The 16,389-nt window shown below is 66.9% G+C and carries 9 protein-coding genes and 3 rRNA genes; all 12 read right to left on the bottom strand.

Annotation, left to right across the window (positions count from 1 at the left end; translation table 11 throughout):
* Nucleotides 1–62: 62 nt before the first annotated feature.
* Nucleotides 63–1,067 (bottom strand): site-specific tyrosine recombinase XerD, encoded by a 1,005-nt coding sequence (xerD, locus tag QFZ62_RS00060; RefSeq protein ID WP_307500742.1) that lies wholly within the window; start codon nucleotides 1,065–1,067, stop codon nucleotides 63–65.
* Nucleotides 1,064–1,735: an NUDIX hydrolase gene (locus QFZ62_RS00055; protein WP_307500741.1), complete on the bottom strand. Its 672-nt coding sequence runs from the start codon at nucleotides 1,733–1,735 to the stop codon at nucleotides 1,064–1,066. The genes xerD and QFZ62_RS00055 overlap by 4 nt, the downstream gene beginning before the upstream one ends.
* Entirely contained in the window at nucleotides 1,732–3,474 is a 1,743-nt protein-coding gene (locus QFZ62_RS00050) for a CTP synthase (RefSeq protein WP_307500740.1), read from the bottom strand. Before QFZ62_RS00050 ends, QFZ62_RS00055 begins: the two co-directional genes overlap by 4 nt.
* A gap of 136 nt (nucleotides 3,475–3,610) precedes the next feature.
* Nucleotides 3,611–5,326 carry a DNA repair protein RecN gene (gene recN / locus QFZ62_RS00045; protein ID WP_307500739.1) on the bottom strand — a complete coding sequence of 572 codons (1,716 nt, stop codon included), beginning with the start codon at nucleotides 5,324–5,326 and terminating at the stop codon, nucleotides 3,611–3,613.
* A complete protein-coding gene (locus QFZ62_RS00040; RefSeq protein WP_373425922.1) occupies nucleotides 5,319–6,236 on the bottom strand; it encodes an NAD kinase in 918 nt (305 codons plus the stop codon). The genes recN and QFZ62_RS00040 overlap by 8 nt, the downstream gene beginning before the upstream one ends.
* Nucleotides 6,237–6,241: 5 nt before the next feature.
* Nucleotides 6,242–7,099 (bottom strand): TlyA family RNA methyltransferase, encoded by an 858-nt coding sequence (locus tag QFZ62_RS00035; RefSeq protein ID WP_307500737.1) that lies wholly within the window; start codon nucleotides 7,097–7,099, stop codon nucleotides 6,242–6,244.
* On the bottom strand, nucleotides 7,092–7,304 hold the full coding sequence (locus QFZ62_RS00030) for a hypothetical protein (RefSeq protein ID WP_307500736.1): 213 nt from the start codon (nucleotides 7,302–7,304) through the stop codon (nucleotides 7,092–7,094). Before QFZ62_RS00030 ends, QFZ62_RS00035 begins: the two co-directional genes overlap by 8 nt.
* 9 nt (nucleotides 7,305–7,313) lie before the next feature.
* Nucleotides 7,314–8,345, bottom strand: coding sequence for an HAD-IIA family hydrolase (locus tag QFZ62_RS00025; RefSeq protein ID WP_307507630.1), 1,032 nt, complete (start codon nucleotides 8,343–8,345; stop codon nucleotides 7,314–7,316).
* The gene (locus QFZ62_RS00020) at nucleotides 8,335–9,429 is read right to left on the bottom strand and encodes a hypothetical protein (RefSeq protein WP_307500735.1); all 1,095 of its coding nucleotides are present in this window, start codon (nucleotides 9,427–9,429) and stop codon (nucleotides 8,335–8,337) included. Before QFZ62_RS00020 ends, QFZ62_RS00025 begins: the two co-directional genes overlap by 11 nt.
* A 1,131-nt stretch (nucleotides 9,430–10,560) precedes the next feature.
* Nucleotides 10,561–10,677 (bottom strand): 5S ribosomal RNA (gene rrf / locus QFZ62_RS00015).
* 117 nt (nucleotides 10,678–10,794) lie between these two features.
* Nucleotides 10,795–13,914: ribosomal RNA gene (locus QFZ62_RS00010) — 23S ribosomal RNA — on the bottom strand.
* A gap of 427 nt (nucleotides 13,915–14,341) precedes the next feature.
* A 16S ribosomal RNA gene (locus QFZ62_RS00005) occupies nucleotides 14,342–15,862 on the bottom strand.
* The 16S, 23S and 5S rRNA genes sit together here, the layout of an rRNA operon.
* Between the last annotated feature and the right edge of the window lie 527 nt (nucleotides 15,863–16,389).

Here is a 16,389-nt window from a genome sequence, read left to right as displayed (position 1 = left end):
TCTTCCTGCCGCTCCTCCGGCGCGGTCCCGCCGGATCCTGCGAGTCTACCGGGGAGGCCGCGTCACGCCCGGCGGGCACGCGGGTGCGCGGTCGTGTAGACGTCGCGCAGGGTGTCGACCGTCACGCGCGTGTAGATCTGCGTGGTCGCGACCGACGAGTGCCCGAGCAGCTCCTGCACCACGCGCACGTCGGCGCCGCCCGCCAGCAGGTGCGTCGCGAAGGAGTGGCGGAACGTGTGCGGGGAGATCTCCTCCGTCACGCCGGCGCGCTCGGCTGCCGCCTTGATCACGAGCCACGCGTTCTGACGGGATAGCGCGTGCCCGCGGAGGCCGAGGAAGAGGGCGGGCGTCGCGGTGCCGCGCGCGGCGAGGATCGGGCGGACCCGCACCAGGTAGGCGTCCACGGCGCGGCGCGCGAACGACCCCACGGGCACGATCCGCTGCTTGCCGCCCTTGCCGAGGACGCGCACCAGCTCGTCGGCGGCGCCGTCCGGGCCGAGCACGTCGTCGACCGTGAGCGCGGTGATCTCGCTGACGCGCGCGCCCGTGGCGTACAGCAGCTCGAGGAGGGCCTTGTCGCGCACGCGGAGCGGATCGTCGCCGTCGGTCGCGTCGAGGATCCGCGTCATCGTCTCGATGGAGACGGCCTTCGGGAGGCGGCTCGGCAGCTTCGGCGGCCGCGCGTCGGCGGACACGTCGACCTCGACGATCCCCTCCTCCACGAGGAAGCGGTGGAACGACCGGACGCTCGACAGCATGCGCGCCAGCGACGACGCGGTGAGGCCGCCCTGCTCGGGGTCGCGGACCCGCTGCGCGAAGCCGGTGACGTGCGCGGCGGTCGCGTCGGCGGGATCCGCGACGCCCGCCTCCGCGAGGTGCGCCGTGTAGCGCGCGAGGTCGCGGCGGTACGCCTGGACCGTGTTGCGCGAGAGGCCCCGCTCGACCTCGACGTGGCGGAGCCAGCGGTCGACGGCGCGGCGCAGCGCGACGGGGACCTCGGGCGCAGCCGGGACCTCGGGCGCGACGTCGGGCGCGGCTCCCCCGGTCCCCTCGGCCGCGGCGGTCACGACCCCGACGCGCTCCCGCCGTCGCGGAGCTTCGGGTGCCGGGGCCACGGCGCGTCCGCGGGTCCGAGCGACGCCCAGCCGCGCGAGCGGGCGACGTGCGCCTGCAGCACCGCGATCACGGTCGACGGGTTCTGGATCCGCCGCTCGAGCACCGCGGTGACGACCTCGTCGAGGTCGACCCAGCGCTTCTCGATGTCGGCCTCCTCGTCGGTGCGCGCGAACGCCTCCGCCGTGGGGGTGAGCCCGCGGGCGAGGTAGACGCGGATCGCCTCGTCGCTGCCGCCGGGCGTCGTGAGGAACTCGGCGAGCACGCTCCACTCGGCGGCCTCGAGGTCGACCTCCTCCGCGAGCTCCCGCTGCACGGCCGTCAGCGGCGGCTCGTCCGTGACGTCGAGGAGTCCCGCCGGGATCTCCCACTCGCGCGTGCGCACGGGGTGCCGGTACTGCTTGATGAGGAGCACGCGGTCCTGGTCGTCGATCGCGAGGACCGCGACGGCGCCCGTGTGGTCGACGTACTCCCGCGTGATCTCGCCGTCGCCGTAGCGGAACGTCTCGCGGCGGATGTCCCAGATCTTGCCCTCGAATACGCGCTCGCTCGACGTGATCTCGTACGTCACCGGGTCGTCGTGGAGCCCGTCGGCCGGGGATCCCGTGGGGGCGTCGGTCACGCGACGGCCTCCGCGTCGTCCTCGGCGAACAGCGTGCTGGCCGCCTGGCGGTCGAGGGCCGCGCGGATGAGCCCGGCGAACAGCGGGTGCGCGCGGTTCGGGCGCGACCGGAGCTCCGGGTGCGCCTGCGTGCCGATGTAGAACGGGTGCACCTCGCGCGGGAGCTCCACGTACTCGACGAGCGTGCCGTCGGGCGACGTGCCCGAGAACACGAGCCCGGCGTCCTGGATGCGCTCGCGGAACTGGTTGTTGACCTCGTAGCGGTGGCGGTGGCGCTCGTGCGAGACGGGTGCGCCGTAGAGCTCGGCCGCGAGGCTGCCCTCCGTGAGCGCCGCCTCGTACACGCCGAGGCGCATGGTGCCGCCCAGGTCGCCGCCCGCGATGATGTCCACCTGCTCCGCCATCGTCGCGATGACGGGGAACGCACTGTCCGGGTCGAACTCGGTGGAGGAGGCGCCGGCGAGGTCGGCCTCGTTGCGCGCGTACTCGATGACCATGCACTGCAGGCCGAGGCACAGGCCGAGCACGGGGATCTTGTTGTCGCGCGCGAACTTCAGCGCGCCGAGCTTGCCCTCGATGCCGCGGATCCCGAAGCCGCCCGGCACGCACAGCGCGTCGAGGTCGCCGAGCATCTTCGCGGCGCCCTCGGGCGTCTCGCACTCGTCGGACGCGACCCAGCGCAGCTTCACGCGCGTCGAGTGCGCGAACCCGCCGGCGCGGAGCGCCTCGGTGACCGAGAGGTACGCGTCGGGCAGGTCGATGTACTTGCCGACCAGGCCGACGGTGACCTCGTGCTTCGGGTCGTGCACGGCGTCGAGGAGGTCGCTCCAGCCGGACCAGTCGACGGCGTCCGCGGCGGGGAGCCCCAGGTGGTCGATGATGTAGCTGTCGAGGCCCTGGCGGTGCAGCATCTCCGGGATGTCGTAGATGCTCGGCACGTCCACCGCGTTCACGACGGCCTGCTCGTCCACGTCGCACATGAGCGCGATCTTCTTCTTGTTCGAGTCGGAGACGGGCCGGTCGCTGCGGAGCACGAGCGCGTCCGGCTGGATCCCGATGGAGCGCAGCGCCGCGACCGAGTGCTGCGTGGGCTTGGTCTTCTGCTCGCCGGACGCGCCCATGTACGGCACGAGCGAGACGTGCACGAAGAAGACGTTGTTCCGCCCGAGCTCGTGGCGCACCTGTCGCGCCGCCTCGATGAACGGCTGGCTCTCGATGTCGCCGACCGTGCCGCCGATCTCGGTGATGATCACGTCGGGCTGCGGCTCGTCGGAGGCCTGCAGGCGCATGCGGCGCTTGATCTCGTCGGTGATGTGCGGGATGACCTGCACGGTGTCGCCGAGATACTCGCCGCGGCGCTCCTTGGCGATGACCTCGGAGTAGATCTGGCCCGTGGTCACGTTGGCCGCCTGGTCGAGCTCGATGTCGAGGAAGCGCTCGTAGTGCCCGATGTCGAGGTCGGTCTCCGCGCCGTCGTCGGTCACGAAGACCTCGCCGTGCTGGAAGGGGTTCATGGTGCCCGGATCCACGTTGAGATAGGGATCGAGCTTCTGCATGACGACGCGGACGCCGCGCGCCGTGAGGAGGTTGCCGAGGCTGGCCGCCGTGAGGCCCTTGCCGAGGGAGGAGACGACGCCGCCGGTCACGAAGATGTGCCGGGTGGTCCTGCCTGCTGCCGTGCTGGTCGTGCTGGTCGTGTTGCTCGAGTCCGTGTCCGCTGCTGAATGAATGTCCGCCACGGGCTTCCATCCTACGTGGGAATCGGGGCGGTGCGACAGCCGGGCGCGCCGACGGCCCGCGTGGCCCACTGGCGGACGGCCCGCGCCGGGCCCCGGCAGCGGGTCCCCGGCGGATGGACCACGGGTCGGCCGCGGATCAGCGGAGCGAGGCGGCCGTCTCCACGAGCTCGCGGGCGTGCGCGAGGCCGCTCTCGCTGTCCGGCAAGCCGGAGAGCAGGCGCGCCATCTCCTGGATCCGCGCGTCGCCCTCGAGCTGCGTGACGCTGGACGCGGTGACCTGCCCGTCGCCGCCCTTGACGACCCGCAGGTGGTTCGTGGAGAACGCGGCGACCTGCGCGAGGTGGGTGACGACGATGACCTGCGCGCGCTCGGCGAGCCGCGCGAGGCGCCGGCCGATCTCGATGGCGGCCGCACCGCCGACCCCCGCGTCGACCTCGTCGAACACGAAGGTGGGCACCGGGTCGTCGCCGGCCACCACGACCTCGATCGCGAGCATCACGCGCGACAGCTCGCCGCCGGACGCTCCGCGGCCGAGCGGGCGCGCCTCGGCGCCGGCGTGCGGCCGCAGCAGGATCTCGACGCGGTCGGCCCCGGACAGCGCGGGCTCCTCGCGCGGCGACACGCGCACCTCGAGCGAGGCGTCGGCCATGGCGAGCGCGCCGAGCTCCGCGGTCACGGCCTCCGCGAGGCGGGCGCCGTGCTCCGCGCGCACCGCGGTGACGCGCGCGCCGAGCTCGCCGACGAGCGCCTCGTCGCGCTCCACCTCCACGCGCAGCAGGTCGATGCGGTCCGTGTCGCCGTCGAGCTCGAGCAGGCGGGCGCTGCCGGTGTCGAGGAACGCGAGCGCGTCCTCCACCGTGGGCCCGTGCACCCGCGTGAGGGCGGTGAGCTCCGCCCGGCGGTCCTGCAGCGACTCGAGCTCGCGGGCACCGTCGGCGTCGAGTCCCGCGAGGTAGCCGGAGAGCTGCACCGCGATCTCCGACACGAGGATGCGCGCGGTGTCGAGGGATTCGATGATCTCCGCGAGGCCCGGGTCGTGCGCCGCGACGCGGTCGAGCCGGCGGTGCGCGGTGTCGAGCACGGAGGCGGCGTCGGCCATCTCGCCCGAGGCGTCCTCCGCGGACATCAGCTCGTGCGCGGCGGACGCGGCGGCGCGGAGGTCCTCGAGGTTCGTGAGGCGGTCGATGCGCTCGCGCAGCTCCTCGTCCTCGCCCGGCTGCGGGGCGACGGCCTCGATCGCGTCGATGGCGGCGCGCAGCTCCTCGGCCTCGCGCGTGCGGGCGTCCTGCTCCGTCACGAGCCGGTCGAGCTCGGCCCGGGCGGACTGCCAGCGCCGGAAGACCTCCTGGTACTCGCCGAGCACGGGCGCGAGCGCGGATCCCGCGAACCGGTCGAGCGCCTGGCGCTGCGCCGTGGACGACCGCAGCCGCATCTGGTCGGACTGCCCGTGCACCACGACGAGCTGCTCGCCGATCTCGGTGAGCAGCGCCGCGGGGGCGCCCCGGCCCCCGACGGACGCGCGGCTGCGGCCCTCGGCCGACAGCTGGCGCGTGACGATGAGCTCGCCGCGCGTGCCGTCGCCGAACGGGTCGACGTCCCCCCCGGCGTCCCGCACGCGCTCCGACACGGGGCCGTCCGCCGCGATGATCCAGCGCCCCTCGACCACCGCCCGTTCGCTCCCCTGCCGCACGGCTCCCGAGTCGGCACGCGCGCCGAGCAGGAGCCCGAGCGCGGTGACGACCATGGTCTTGCCCGCGCCGGTCTCGCCGGTGACGGCCGTGAAGCCCGGGCCGAGCGGCAGCGTCGCCTGGCCGATCACCCCGAGGTCGCGGATGGTGATCTCCTCAATCACGGTCGACGGGACCTCTCCAGCCGGTGACCGGCAGCTCGAACTTGTTCACGAGGCGGTCGGTGAACGGCGACTGCTTGAGGCGCGCGAGGCGCACGGGGATGGTGGATCGCCGCGCCTCGACGCGGGCGCCGGGCGGCATGTCGCGCGTGCGGCGGCCGTCGCACCAGAGCACGCCGGAGCCGGCGGTGCGGCTCAGCACCTCGACGGCGACCGTGGACTCCGGCCCCACGACGAGGGAGCGCGCGAAGAGCGTGTGAGGGCTGAGCGGCACGACGAGCATGGCCTCGAGGCTCGGCCACACGATGGGACCGCCGGCCGAGAACGCGTACGCCGTGGATCCGGTGGGCGTCGAGACCACCATGCCGTCGCAGCCGTAGGAGGCGAGCGGGCGGCCGTCGATCTCCACCACGACCTCGAGCATCCGCTCCCGGCTGGCCTTCTCCACGGTCGCCTCGTTGAGCGCCCACGTGCGGTAGACGATGTCGGCGCCGACCTTGAGCGTGACGTCGAGCGTCATCCGCTCCTCCACCGTGTAGTCCCGGTCGAGCACGCGCCGGACCGTGGCCGTCAGGTCCTCCCGCTCGCTCTCGGCGAGGAAGCCGACGTGCCCGAGGTTGACCCCGAGGAGCGGCACCGAGGTGCCGCGCACGAGCTCGGCGGAGCGGAGGATGGTGCCGTCGCCGCCCAGGACGATGACGATCTCGAGGTCGGCCGTCTGCACGTCCTCGCCGAGCACCGCGACGCCGGACATCTCCGGGGCGAAGGGCAGGATGTCGGCCTTCTCCTCGGCCGTGAGCACGATGCGGACGTCGGCCTCCGCGAGCTGCGCGCACACGCTGAGCGCCGCGTCGATGGAGTCGCGCCGCCCGGTGTGGGACACGACCAGGATGTGCCTCGCGGGTCCAGCCACTTCGCTCACGCTCCTGTGATCTCGTTCGACGTCGATCTCCATTGTGTCGGATTGCTCCCCGCACGACCGCTGAACCAGGCGAGGTACTCGTGGTTCCCGGCACCGCCGACGATCGGGGAGGAGACGAGGCCGGCCGTGCCGAGCCCCAGGTCCCACGCCGACCAGAGCACGCGCATCACGGCGTCGTCCCGCAGGCCCGCGTCGTGCACGATGCCCTCGCGGATGCCCGTGCGCCCCACCTCGAACTGCGGCTTGATCAGCAGCACGATGTCCGCCTCCTCGGCGGCGGTGCGCGCGATGGCCGGCAGCACGAGGCCGAGCGAGATGAAGGAGAGGTCGCCGACGACCAGCGTCGGCGCCTCACCCGCGGTCCCGGGCGCGACCTCCGCCAGCGTCTCCGGCGCGAGCTCGCGGACGTTGAACCCCTCCACCACGTCGACGCGCGGATCCTCGCGGATCAGCGGATCCAGCTGGCCGTGCCCCACGTCGAGGGCGACGACGCGCCGCGCACCCCGCTCGAGCAGGACCTGCGTGAAGCCGCCGGTGGACGCGCCGACGTCGAGCGCGAGGCGCCCGGCGACCACGACCCCGGGGAACGCGTCGAGCGCGCCGATGAGCTTGTGGGCGCCGCGGCTCACGTACGCGTCCGTGCCCGCGACCTCGACGACGGATCCCGGCACGACGCGGAACGAGGCCTTGACGACGCCGCGCCCGTCGACCGTGACGAGCCCGTCGGCGATCAAGCGGGCGGCGTGCGTGCGTGAGCGTGCGAGGCCGAGGGCGGGCAGGGCGGCGTCCAGCCGGAGCTCGCCGCCGACGGCGTCCGGCGTGTCCGCAGCGGGACCGGGCGTCGGGTCAGCCACGCGCCGTCGCCCCGTCCCCGCCCTCGAGGCGGGTGCGGAGCTCGTCGTGGAGCAGCGCGAAGGAGGCGGCGCGCTCGTCGAGCGGCTGCCCCTCGATCAGCTCGAGACGGGACACGAGCTCCTCCGCGACGTCGCGGTCGTCGCCGGCCGGAGCCGGGCGGGCGTCCGGCTCACGGGCGCCGAGCCGGTCCGCGTCGTCGGTCACGCCGTCACGCTACGCAGGGCGCGCACCGGTCGCGACGTACAGCGACTCCGGCACGTCCAGCCCGTAGATCGGCCGGCCGGAGTTCCAGATCACGGCGCAGGCGGCGCGCAGCGTGTCGATCGTGGATCCGCCGTCCTTGACGACCTCGACGCGGTCGCCCGCGATGCGCACGGACGCCTTGCCGACCGTGGCCACGCTCCCCTGCTGCGAGAAGCGCGTCTCCGGGTACGGCTCGTGCAGCTGGCCGAGGTGCTCGAGGATGAACGTGGGCCGCTGGTCCTCCTCCGCCGCGAGGAGCTGCTTGGCCCGGTCGATCCCGGTCAGGACGTGCACCGACGCCATGCCCGCGCGGGTCGCCCCGAGGATGTCGGTGTCGAGCCGGTCGCCCAGGAAGACGGGCCGCTGGGCGCCGAAGCGCTCGCGTGCCACGTCGAAGATGGGGGTCTCCGGCTTGCCGGCGACCACCGGCAGCCGGCCGACGGCCGTGTGCACGGCGGAGACGAGCGTGCCGTTCCCGGGCGCGATGCCGCGCGCGACGGGGATGGTCCAGTCCGTGTTGGTCGCGACCCAGACGACGTCCGGGTCGGCCAGCGCGAACGCGGCCTCGGCGAGCTGGGTCCAGCCCACCTCGGGAGCGAAGCCCTGCACGACGGCGACGGGGTGGTCCTCGACGGTGCGCGTGACGACGTAGCCGGCCTTCTCGAGCTCGTGCACGAGGCCCTCCCCGCCCACGACGAGCACGGTGGATCCGGCCGGCACGCGGTCGGCGAGGAGACGCAGCGCGGCCTGCGGCGACGTGACGACGTCCTCCGGCGCCACGGTCAGCCCGAGCGAGCTGAGGTGCGCGGCGACGGACGCGTCGGTGCGCGACGCGTTGTTCGTGATGTAGCCCAGGCGGATGCCGGCGCCCTCCGCGCGGTTCAGCGCATCGATGGCGTGCGGGATGCTGTCCGGCCCGGCGTACACCACGCCGTCGAGGTCCGCGAGGATCACGTCCACGCCGTCCAGGGGCGCACTCCCCTTCGCCGCCCTAGCGAACACCGTCACGCTCCTCGTCGTCGGAGGAGCGGTCGTCGGCGTCAGCGGAGTCGCCGTGGGCGCCCGCATCCGCATGCGGTCGCGCGTCGACGTCCGTCGCGGTCGCGGTGTCCGCGTCGCCTTCGGCACCCGCGGATGCGTCCAGCTCGCCGTCGACGTCGATGGCGATCTCCGCGCTGTCCCCGTCCTCGCTCGGCGGAGCCGGCGCGTCATCCGGCGCGGCACCACCGGGCCCGACGGGCTCGTCGGCGCCGTCCTCTGCCGACTCGTCCGCCGCGTCATCATCCGCACCGGTCGCGCCGTCGAGATCCTCCGCGTCGGACCGGACGTCGCCGGTCTGGTCCTCGTCGACCAGCTCCTCGTCGACCTGGTCCTCGTCGACCTGGTCGTCGGACTCCAGCTCCTCCTCGACGACCTCGACCATGTCGTCCCACCCCTCGTCGGGATCCGCGAACGCCGCCTCGGCCGTGTCGGCGCGCTGGCGCCACGCGTCGGCCTCGTCGGACCGTCCGAGCTCCTCGAGGACCTCCGCGTACGCGTGGAACAGGTCGGCGCTGTACGAGTAGGCCACGTCGCGGTTCAGCTGCGCGATGGACAGCTCGTCGAGAGCCGCCTCCGTCTGTCCGAGGTCCAGCCGCGCGCCGGACATCGCGATCGCGAGGGCGACCTGCTCCGCCGCGGGCAGGGTCTCCTTCGGCACCGACCGACCGAGCTCGAGCGCCTTGTCGGGGCGTCCCTGTCCCCGCTCGCTGTCGACCATCAGGGCCAGCTGGTCGTTCTTGCCGGAGATGCGCCGGTACGTACGCAGCTCGCGGAGGGCCAGTGCGTAATCGCCCACGGCGTACGCGGTGATCGCCAGGGACTCCCGGACGACCGCGATGCGTCCCGCGCGCCGGGCCGCCGAGGTGGCGTGGCGGTGCGCGAGCTCCGGGTCCTCCTCGATCAGACGGGCCGCCATGACGAGGTGCTGCGCCACGCCCTCCGCGTTGTCCTTGCTCAGCGTCTTGAGCTCGTTGCGCGCGATCCTGTCCAGGTCCCCCGGCTGCACGTCCTCGGGGATCTCGGGATCCTCATGACGCGGTCGCACCGATCGCAGCTCGCGAGCGCGGAGCTGCTCCTCGGTGAGCGCCTCCTCGTAGCGAGGGGCATCGCGGTCGTTCCGGGCGGGACGCCCGTCCCGCGTCCACAGCTTGTCGCCGTCGCGGGGCGGTCGGCCGCCGCCACGGCCGGCGTCGCGCGGGCCGTCCTTCGACCACGGCTTCCGCTCGCCATCACGGGCGGGACGGGCACCGGCGGGCGCGCCATCACGCGACCACGGCTTCCGCTCGCCGTCGCGCGACGGACGACCGCCACCGGAGGAGTCCGCGGACCAGGGCTTGCGGTCACCCGCGCCGGACGGTCGGCCGGATCCCGCCGCACCGTCCTTCGACCAGGGCTTCCGTTCGCCATCACGGGCAGGACGGGCGGACCCGCCAGCGCCGTCCTTCGACCAGGGCTTCCGCTCGCCATCGCGAGCGGGACGGGCGGGACCGCCGGCGCCGTCCTTCGACCAGGGCTTCCGCTCTCCGTCCCGGGCAGGACGGGCGGGACCACCGGCGCCGTCCTTCGACCAGGGCTTCCGCTCGCCATCGCGAGCAGGACGATCGCCCGCTGCGCCGCGGGGCCCCGATGCTCGCCCGCCGTCACGCGGACCCCGAGGAGCGCCCGACGATCCACGCTCGTACGGAGGCTTCCCGCCGTCCCGTCCACGCGGGGAGTGCGACGATCCGCGGTCCTGGCCCTCGGGCCGGCTGTCTCGATCGGATGAGTCGCTCACTGTGCTCCTGTCGGCCTCGCGGGCCAGATGATGTCTGTGGTGTTGTGGGTCGTGCGGATGATCCGAGTCCAGGGTAACGGCTGCGCACGGACCAGCGTCGTGTGGCGGTCGGGCCACGCCCATCGCGCGACGCGCACCTGTGTCCACCATCGGCATCGCGCACGTCTGCAAGGCGTCAGTGCCGACGGCAGATTGCGGGACGTGTCCGCCCCCTCGCCGGAGACGCGCGCATGGCGGACTGTCCGCACGAGATCAGCATCCGATCGATGTCAGCCCGTACGGACCCCGCCCGCTACGCCCACCTGCTCGCGCTCGTGACGGCGGCGACTCGGAATCGTGCGTGTTAACGCAGAAAGGCCCGCCGCACAAAGTGCGACGGGCCTCCCCGATCAAACAAGTAAAGTCCGGCGGTGTCCTACTCTCCCACAGGGTCCCCCCTGCAGTACCATCGGCGCTGAGAGTCTTAGCTTCCGGGTTCGGAATGTAACCGGGCGTTTCCCTCTCGCTATGGCCACCGAAACACCTCATACACACCCCACAGGGGGCATGAAATCTGTGATGAATCGACCAGTCAAGCTGATATTCAATTGATACCCGACCGTATATCGGGAACCACATAGTGGACGCAAGCAAAGTGTTTTCAAGATATCGGCTTATTAGTACAGGTCAGCTCCACGAGTCTTTAGTCCTCGCTTCCACATCCTGCCTATCAACCCGGTAGTCTAGCCGGGAGCCTTCACCCTAAAAGGGATGGAAATCTCATCTCGAAGCCGGCTTCCCGCTTAGATGCTTTCAGCGGTTATCCGTTCCGAACGTAGCTAATCAGCGGTGCTCCTGGCGGAACAACTGACACACCAGAGGTTCGTCCATCCCGGTCCTCTCGTACTAGGGATAGATCTTCTCAAATTTCCTACGCGCGCAGCGGATAGGGACCGAACTGTCTCACGACGTTCTAAACCCAGCTCGCGTACCGCTTTAATGGGCGAACAGCCCAACCCTTGGGACCTACTCCAGCCCCAGGATGCGACGAGCCGACATCGAGGTGCCAAACCATGCCGTCGATATGGACTCTTGGGCAAGATCAGCCTGTTATCCCCGAGGTACCTTTTATCCGTTGAGCGACAGCGCTTCCACAAGCCACTGCCGGATCACTAGTCCCGACTTTCGTCCCTGCTCGACTTGTCAGTCTCACAGTCAAGCTCCCTTGTGCACTTACACTCGACACCTGATTACCAACCAGGTTGAGGGAACCTTTGGGCGCCTCCGTTACTTTTTAGGAGGCAACCGCCCCAGTTAAACTACCCACCAGGCACTGTCCCTGAACCGGATTACGGTTCGAAGTTAGATATCCAGAGTGACCAGAGTGGTATTTCAACAATGACTCCACCCGAACTAGCGTCCGAGCTTCAAAGTCTCCCACCTATCCTACACAAGCCACACCGAACACCAATACCAAGCTGTAGTAAAGGTCACGGGGTCTTTCCGTCCTGCTGCGCGTAACGAGCATCTTTACTCGTAGTGCAATTTCGCCGAGTTCGCGGTTGAGACAGCTGGGAAGTCGTTACGCCATTCGTGCAGGTCGGAACTTACCCGACAAGGAATTTCGCTACCTTAGGATGGTTATAGTTACCACCGCCGTTTACTGGGGCTTAAATTCTCAGCTTCGCACTTGCGTGCTAACCGTTCCTCTTAACCTTCCAGCACCGGGCAGGCGTCAGTCCGTATACATCGTCTTGCGACTTAGCACGGACCTGTGTTTTTAGTAAACAGTCGCTTCCCACTGGTCTCTGCGGCCTTCAAACGCTTCAGGAGTAAATCCCTACACGCCTCAGGCCCCCCTTCTCCCGAAGTTACGGGGGCATTTTGCCGAGTTCCTTAACCACGATTCTCTCGATCTCCTTAGTATTCTCTACCTGACCACCTGAGTCGGTTTGGGGTACGGGCGATTGGAACCTCGCGTCGATGCTTTTCTCGGCAGCATAGGATCACTGATTTCGTCCGTGAGGACTACCCATCGGGTCTCAGGCTCAATAGAAGACGGATTTGCCTATCTTCTGCCCTACATCCTTAGACCGGGACTACCATCGCCCGGCTCAGCTACCTTCCTGCGTCACACCTGTTAATACGCTAAACGCACCAGCGTAGGGTCGTGTGCTAGGCCAAGACCGTCACCCCGAAGGGATCGAATCAAGGATTCAGACACTTAGCATTACTGGGTTGTCTTGGGCGGTTCTTCATCGGTACGGGAATATCAACCCGTTGTCCATCGACTACGCCTGTCGGCCTCGCCTTAGGTCCCGACTTACCCAGGGCGGATTAGCCTGGCCCTGGAACCCTTGGTCTTTCGGAGGACGGGTTTCTCACCCGTCTTTCGCTACTCATGCCTGCATTCTCACTCGTGTGGCCTCCACGGCTGGTTCACACCGCCGCTTCGCTGGCCACACGACGCTCTCCTACCCATCCATACGGCTGGACCACGAAGGCCTGCCTATAATATAAATGCCACAACTTCGGTGGCGTGCTTGAGCCCCGTTACATTGTCGGCGCGGAATCACTTGACCAGTGAGCTATTACGCACTCTTTCAAGGGTGGCTGCTTCTAAGCCAACCTCCTGGTTGTCTATGCAACTCCACATCCTTTCCCACTTAGCACGCGCTTAGGGACCTTAGATGGTGGTCTGGGTTGTTTCCCTCTCGACGATGAAGCTTATCCCCCACCGTCTCACTGCTGCGCTCTCACTTACCGGCATTCGGAGTTTGGCTGAAGTCAGTAACCTTTTGGGGCCCATCGTCCATCCAGTAGCTCTACCTCCGGCAAGAAACACGCAACGCTGCACCTAAATGCATTTCGGAGAGAACCAGCTATCACGAAGTTTGATTGGCCTTTCACCCCTATCCACAGCTCATCCCCTCCATTTTCAACTGAAGTGGGTTCGGTCCTCCACGACGTCTTACCGTCGCTTCAACCTGGCCATGGATAGATCACTTCGCTTCGGGTCTAGAACATGCGACTCATACGCCCTATTAAGACTCGCTTTCGCTACGGCTGCCCCTCACGGGTTAACCTCGCCACATATCACTAACTCGCAGGCTCATTCTTCAAAAGGCACGCTGTCACACCAACAAGGGTGCTCCAACGGTTTGTAAGCAAACGGTTTCAGGTACTATTTCACTCCCCTCCCGGGGTACTTTTCACCTTTCCCTCACGGTACTTGTCCGCTATCGGTCATCTGGGAGTATTTAGGCTTATCAGGTGGTCCTGACAGATTCACACGGGATTTCTCGGGCCCCGTGCTACTTGGGATACTCTCCGGACAGGCGACGACATTTCGACTACGGGGTTCGCACCCTCTATGACTGGCCTTTCAAGACCATTCGTCTATATCGCGCTCATTGCCCTCACAGCTCGGTAGAACTGTACGGAAAGTCCCGCAACCCCGACCATGCAACTCCTACCGGATATCACACATGATCGGTTTGGCCTCTTCCGGTTTCGCTCGCCACTACTAACGGAATCGCTTTTGCTTTCTCTTCCTGTGGGTACTGAGATGTTTCACTTCCCCACGTTCCCTCTACCCGCCCTATATATTCAGGCGGGAGTCACCAGGTCACCCAAAGGGCCTGGCGGGGTTTCCCCATTCGGAGATCCTCGGATCAAAGCTCTATTATCAGCTCCCCGAGGCTTATCGCAGATTTATACGTCCTTCTTCGGCTCCAGATGCCAAGGCATCCACCGTTTGCTCTTAGAATCTTGAAATCACATGAGATTGAATCGTTTCGCCTCCCCTAGAGGAGACAGAATTGACCAATGATCTATAAATAGATCTTTGTGATCCACCGGAAAACCGGTGAATCTAAGATGCTCGCGTCCACTGTGTAGTTCTCAATATACGGGCGGTACCCCACCGCCATCCACAACAGGACGACGGAAAGGGTCCGACAAGAAACCAGACACACCCGAAAGGTGCGGCCCGGTCCCTCAGGACCCAACAGCGTGCAACATGCCCTCGACACCCCGCACCACGTTCCCACCCCACAAGGAGGCGTACTAGCAGCACGACATATCAGCCGGCATCAATGTCAATGTTCCACCCATGAGCGCCACCGCCAGGACATACGCCTGACGCGTGACTTGGCACCCTTGATCTCCCTGTATACAGAGGAGAGGTGCACATGCTCCTTAGAAAGGAGGTGATCCAGCCGCACCTTCCGGTACGGCTACCTTGTTACGACTTAGTCCTAATCACCGATCCCACCTTCGACAGCTCCTCCCTTGCGGTTAGGCCACTGGCTTCGGGTGTTACCGACTTTCATGACTTGACGGGCGGTGTGTACAAGGCCCGGGAACGTATTCACCGCAGCGTTGCTGATCTGCGATTACTAGCGACTCCGACTTCATGAGGTCGAGTTGCAGACCTCAATCCGAACTGAGACCGGCTTTTTGGGATTCGCTCCACCTTACGGTATCGCAGCCCTTTGTACCGGCCATTGTAGCATGCGTGAAGCCCAAGACATAAGGGGCATGATGATTTGACGTCATCCCCACCTTCCTCCGAGTTGACCCCGGCAGTCTCCTATGAGTTCCCACCATTACGTGCTGGCAACATAGAACGAGGGTTGCGCTCGTTGCGGGACTTAACCCAACATCTCACGACACGAGCTGACGACAACCATGCACCACCTGTATACCGACCTTGCGGGGCGTACATCTCTGCACGTTTCCGGTATATGTCAAGCCTTGGTAAGGTTCTTCGCGTTGCATCGAATTAATCCGCATGCTCCGCCGCTTGTGCGGGCCCCCGTCAATTCCTTTGAGTTTTAGCCTTGCGGCCGTACTCCCCAGGCGGGGAACTTAATGCGTTAGCTGCGACACGGAGACCGTGGAATGGTCCCCACATCTAGTTCCCAACGTTTACGGCATGGACTACCAGGGTATCTAATCCTGTTCGCTCCCCATGCTTTCGCTCCTCAGCGTCAGTTACGGCCCAGAGATCTGCCTTCGCCATCGGTGTTCCTCCTGATATCTGCGCATTCCACCGCTACACCAGGAATTCCAATCTCCCCTACCGCACTCTAGTCTGCCCGTACCCACTGCAGACCCGAGGTTGAGCCTCGGGATTTCACAGCAGACGCGACAAACCGCCTACGAGCTCTTTACGCCCAATAATTCCGGACAACGCTTGCACCCTACGTATTACCGCGGCTGCTGGCACGTAGTTAGCCGGTGCTTTTTCTGCAGGTACCGTCACTTTCGCTTCTTCCCTACTAAAAGAGGTTTACAACCCGAAGGCCGTCATCCCTCACGCGGCGTTGCTGCATCAGGCTTTCGCCCATTGTGCAATATTCCCCACTGCTGCCTCCCGTAGGAGTCTGGGCCGTGTCTCAGTCCCAGTGTGGCCGGTCACCCTCTCAGGCCGGCTACCCGTCGTAGGCTTGGTGAGCCATTACCTCACCAACTACCTGATAGGCCGCGAGTCCATCCCCAACCGAAATTCTTTCCACGACCAGACCATGCGGCCAGTCGTCATATCCGGTATTAGCTACCATTTCTAGCAGTTATCCCAGAGTCGGGGGCAGGTTACTCACGTGTTACTCACCCGTTCGCCACTGATCCGCCAGAGCAAGCTCTGACTTCACCGTTCGACTTGCATGTGTTAAGCACGCCGCCAGCGTTCGTCCTGAGCCAGGATCAAACTCTCCATAAATGCTTAAACGCACGATCACCCGAAGGCGATCGGCACATCTAAAGCCGGACGTGAACGGGAATCGAACACGAACCAGCAAGTTTGAAACCGACAGAACAAATCATTACTGACTTGCTTGTTTGTTTAAATGTTTTCCAAAGGAATCCGGACACCATCCAGAAGGACGATGCCACGGGTATTTGGCATTTGACATTGTGCACGCTGTTGAGTTCTCAAGGAACGGACGCTCCCGACACCGACCATCACAGCCAGCCATCGGAGCTCACACTCCACCGCTCCCCGTGGGAGTGATCCAGACCACAAGGCCCAGCACTCACGTCGGAAGCAGAATCAGACCCTAGCTCAGTTGGTGGTACACACGCAACCCGTAGGCCGCGGCAACTTCTGTTTCACCAGGATCATCACCCGCCAGAACAGCTCCGGAAGCCTTTCAGCTTCCCGCCCGTTCCGGCGACAAGAGGAGACATTACGCGGACCACCCCACCCCCGCAAAACAACCCGCATCCCGGGCGTGTCGCGGCGGCCTG

It is taken from the genome of Clavibacter sp. B3I6 (genome assembly GCF_030816895.1).
GTDB lineage: Bacteria > Actinomycetota > Actinomycetes > Actinomycetales > Microbacteriaceae > Clavibacter.
This window is presented reverse-complemented; position numbering and strand designations above follow the sequence as displayed.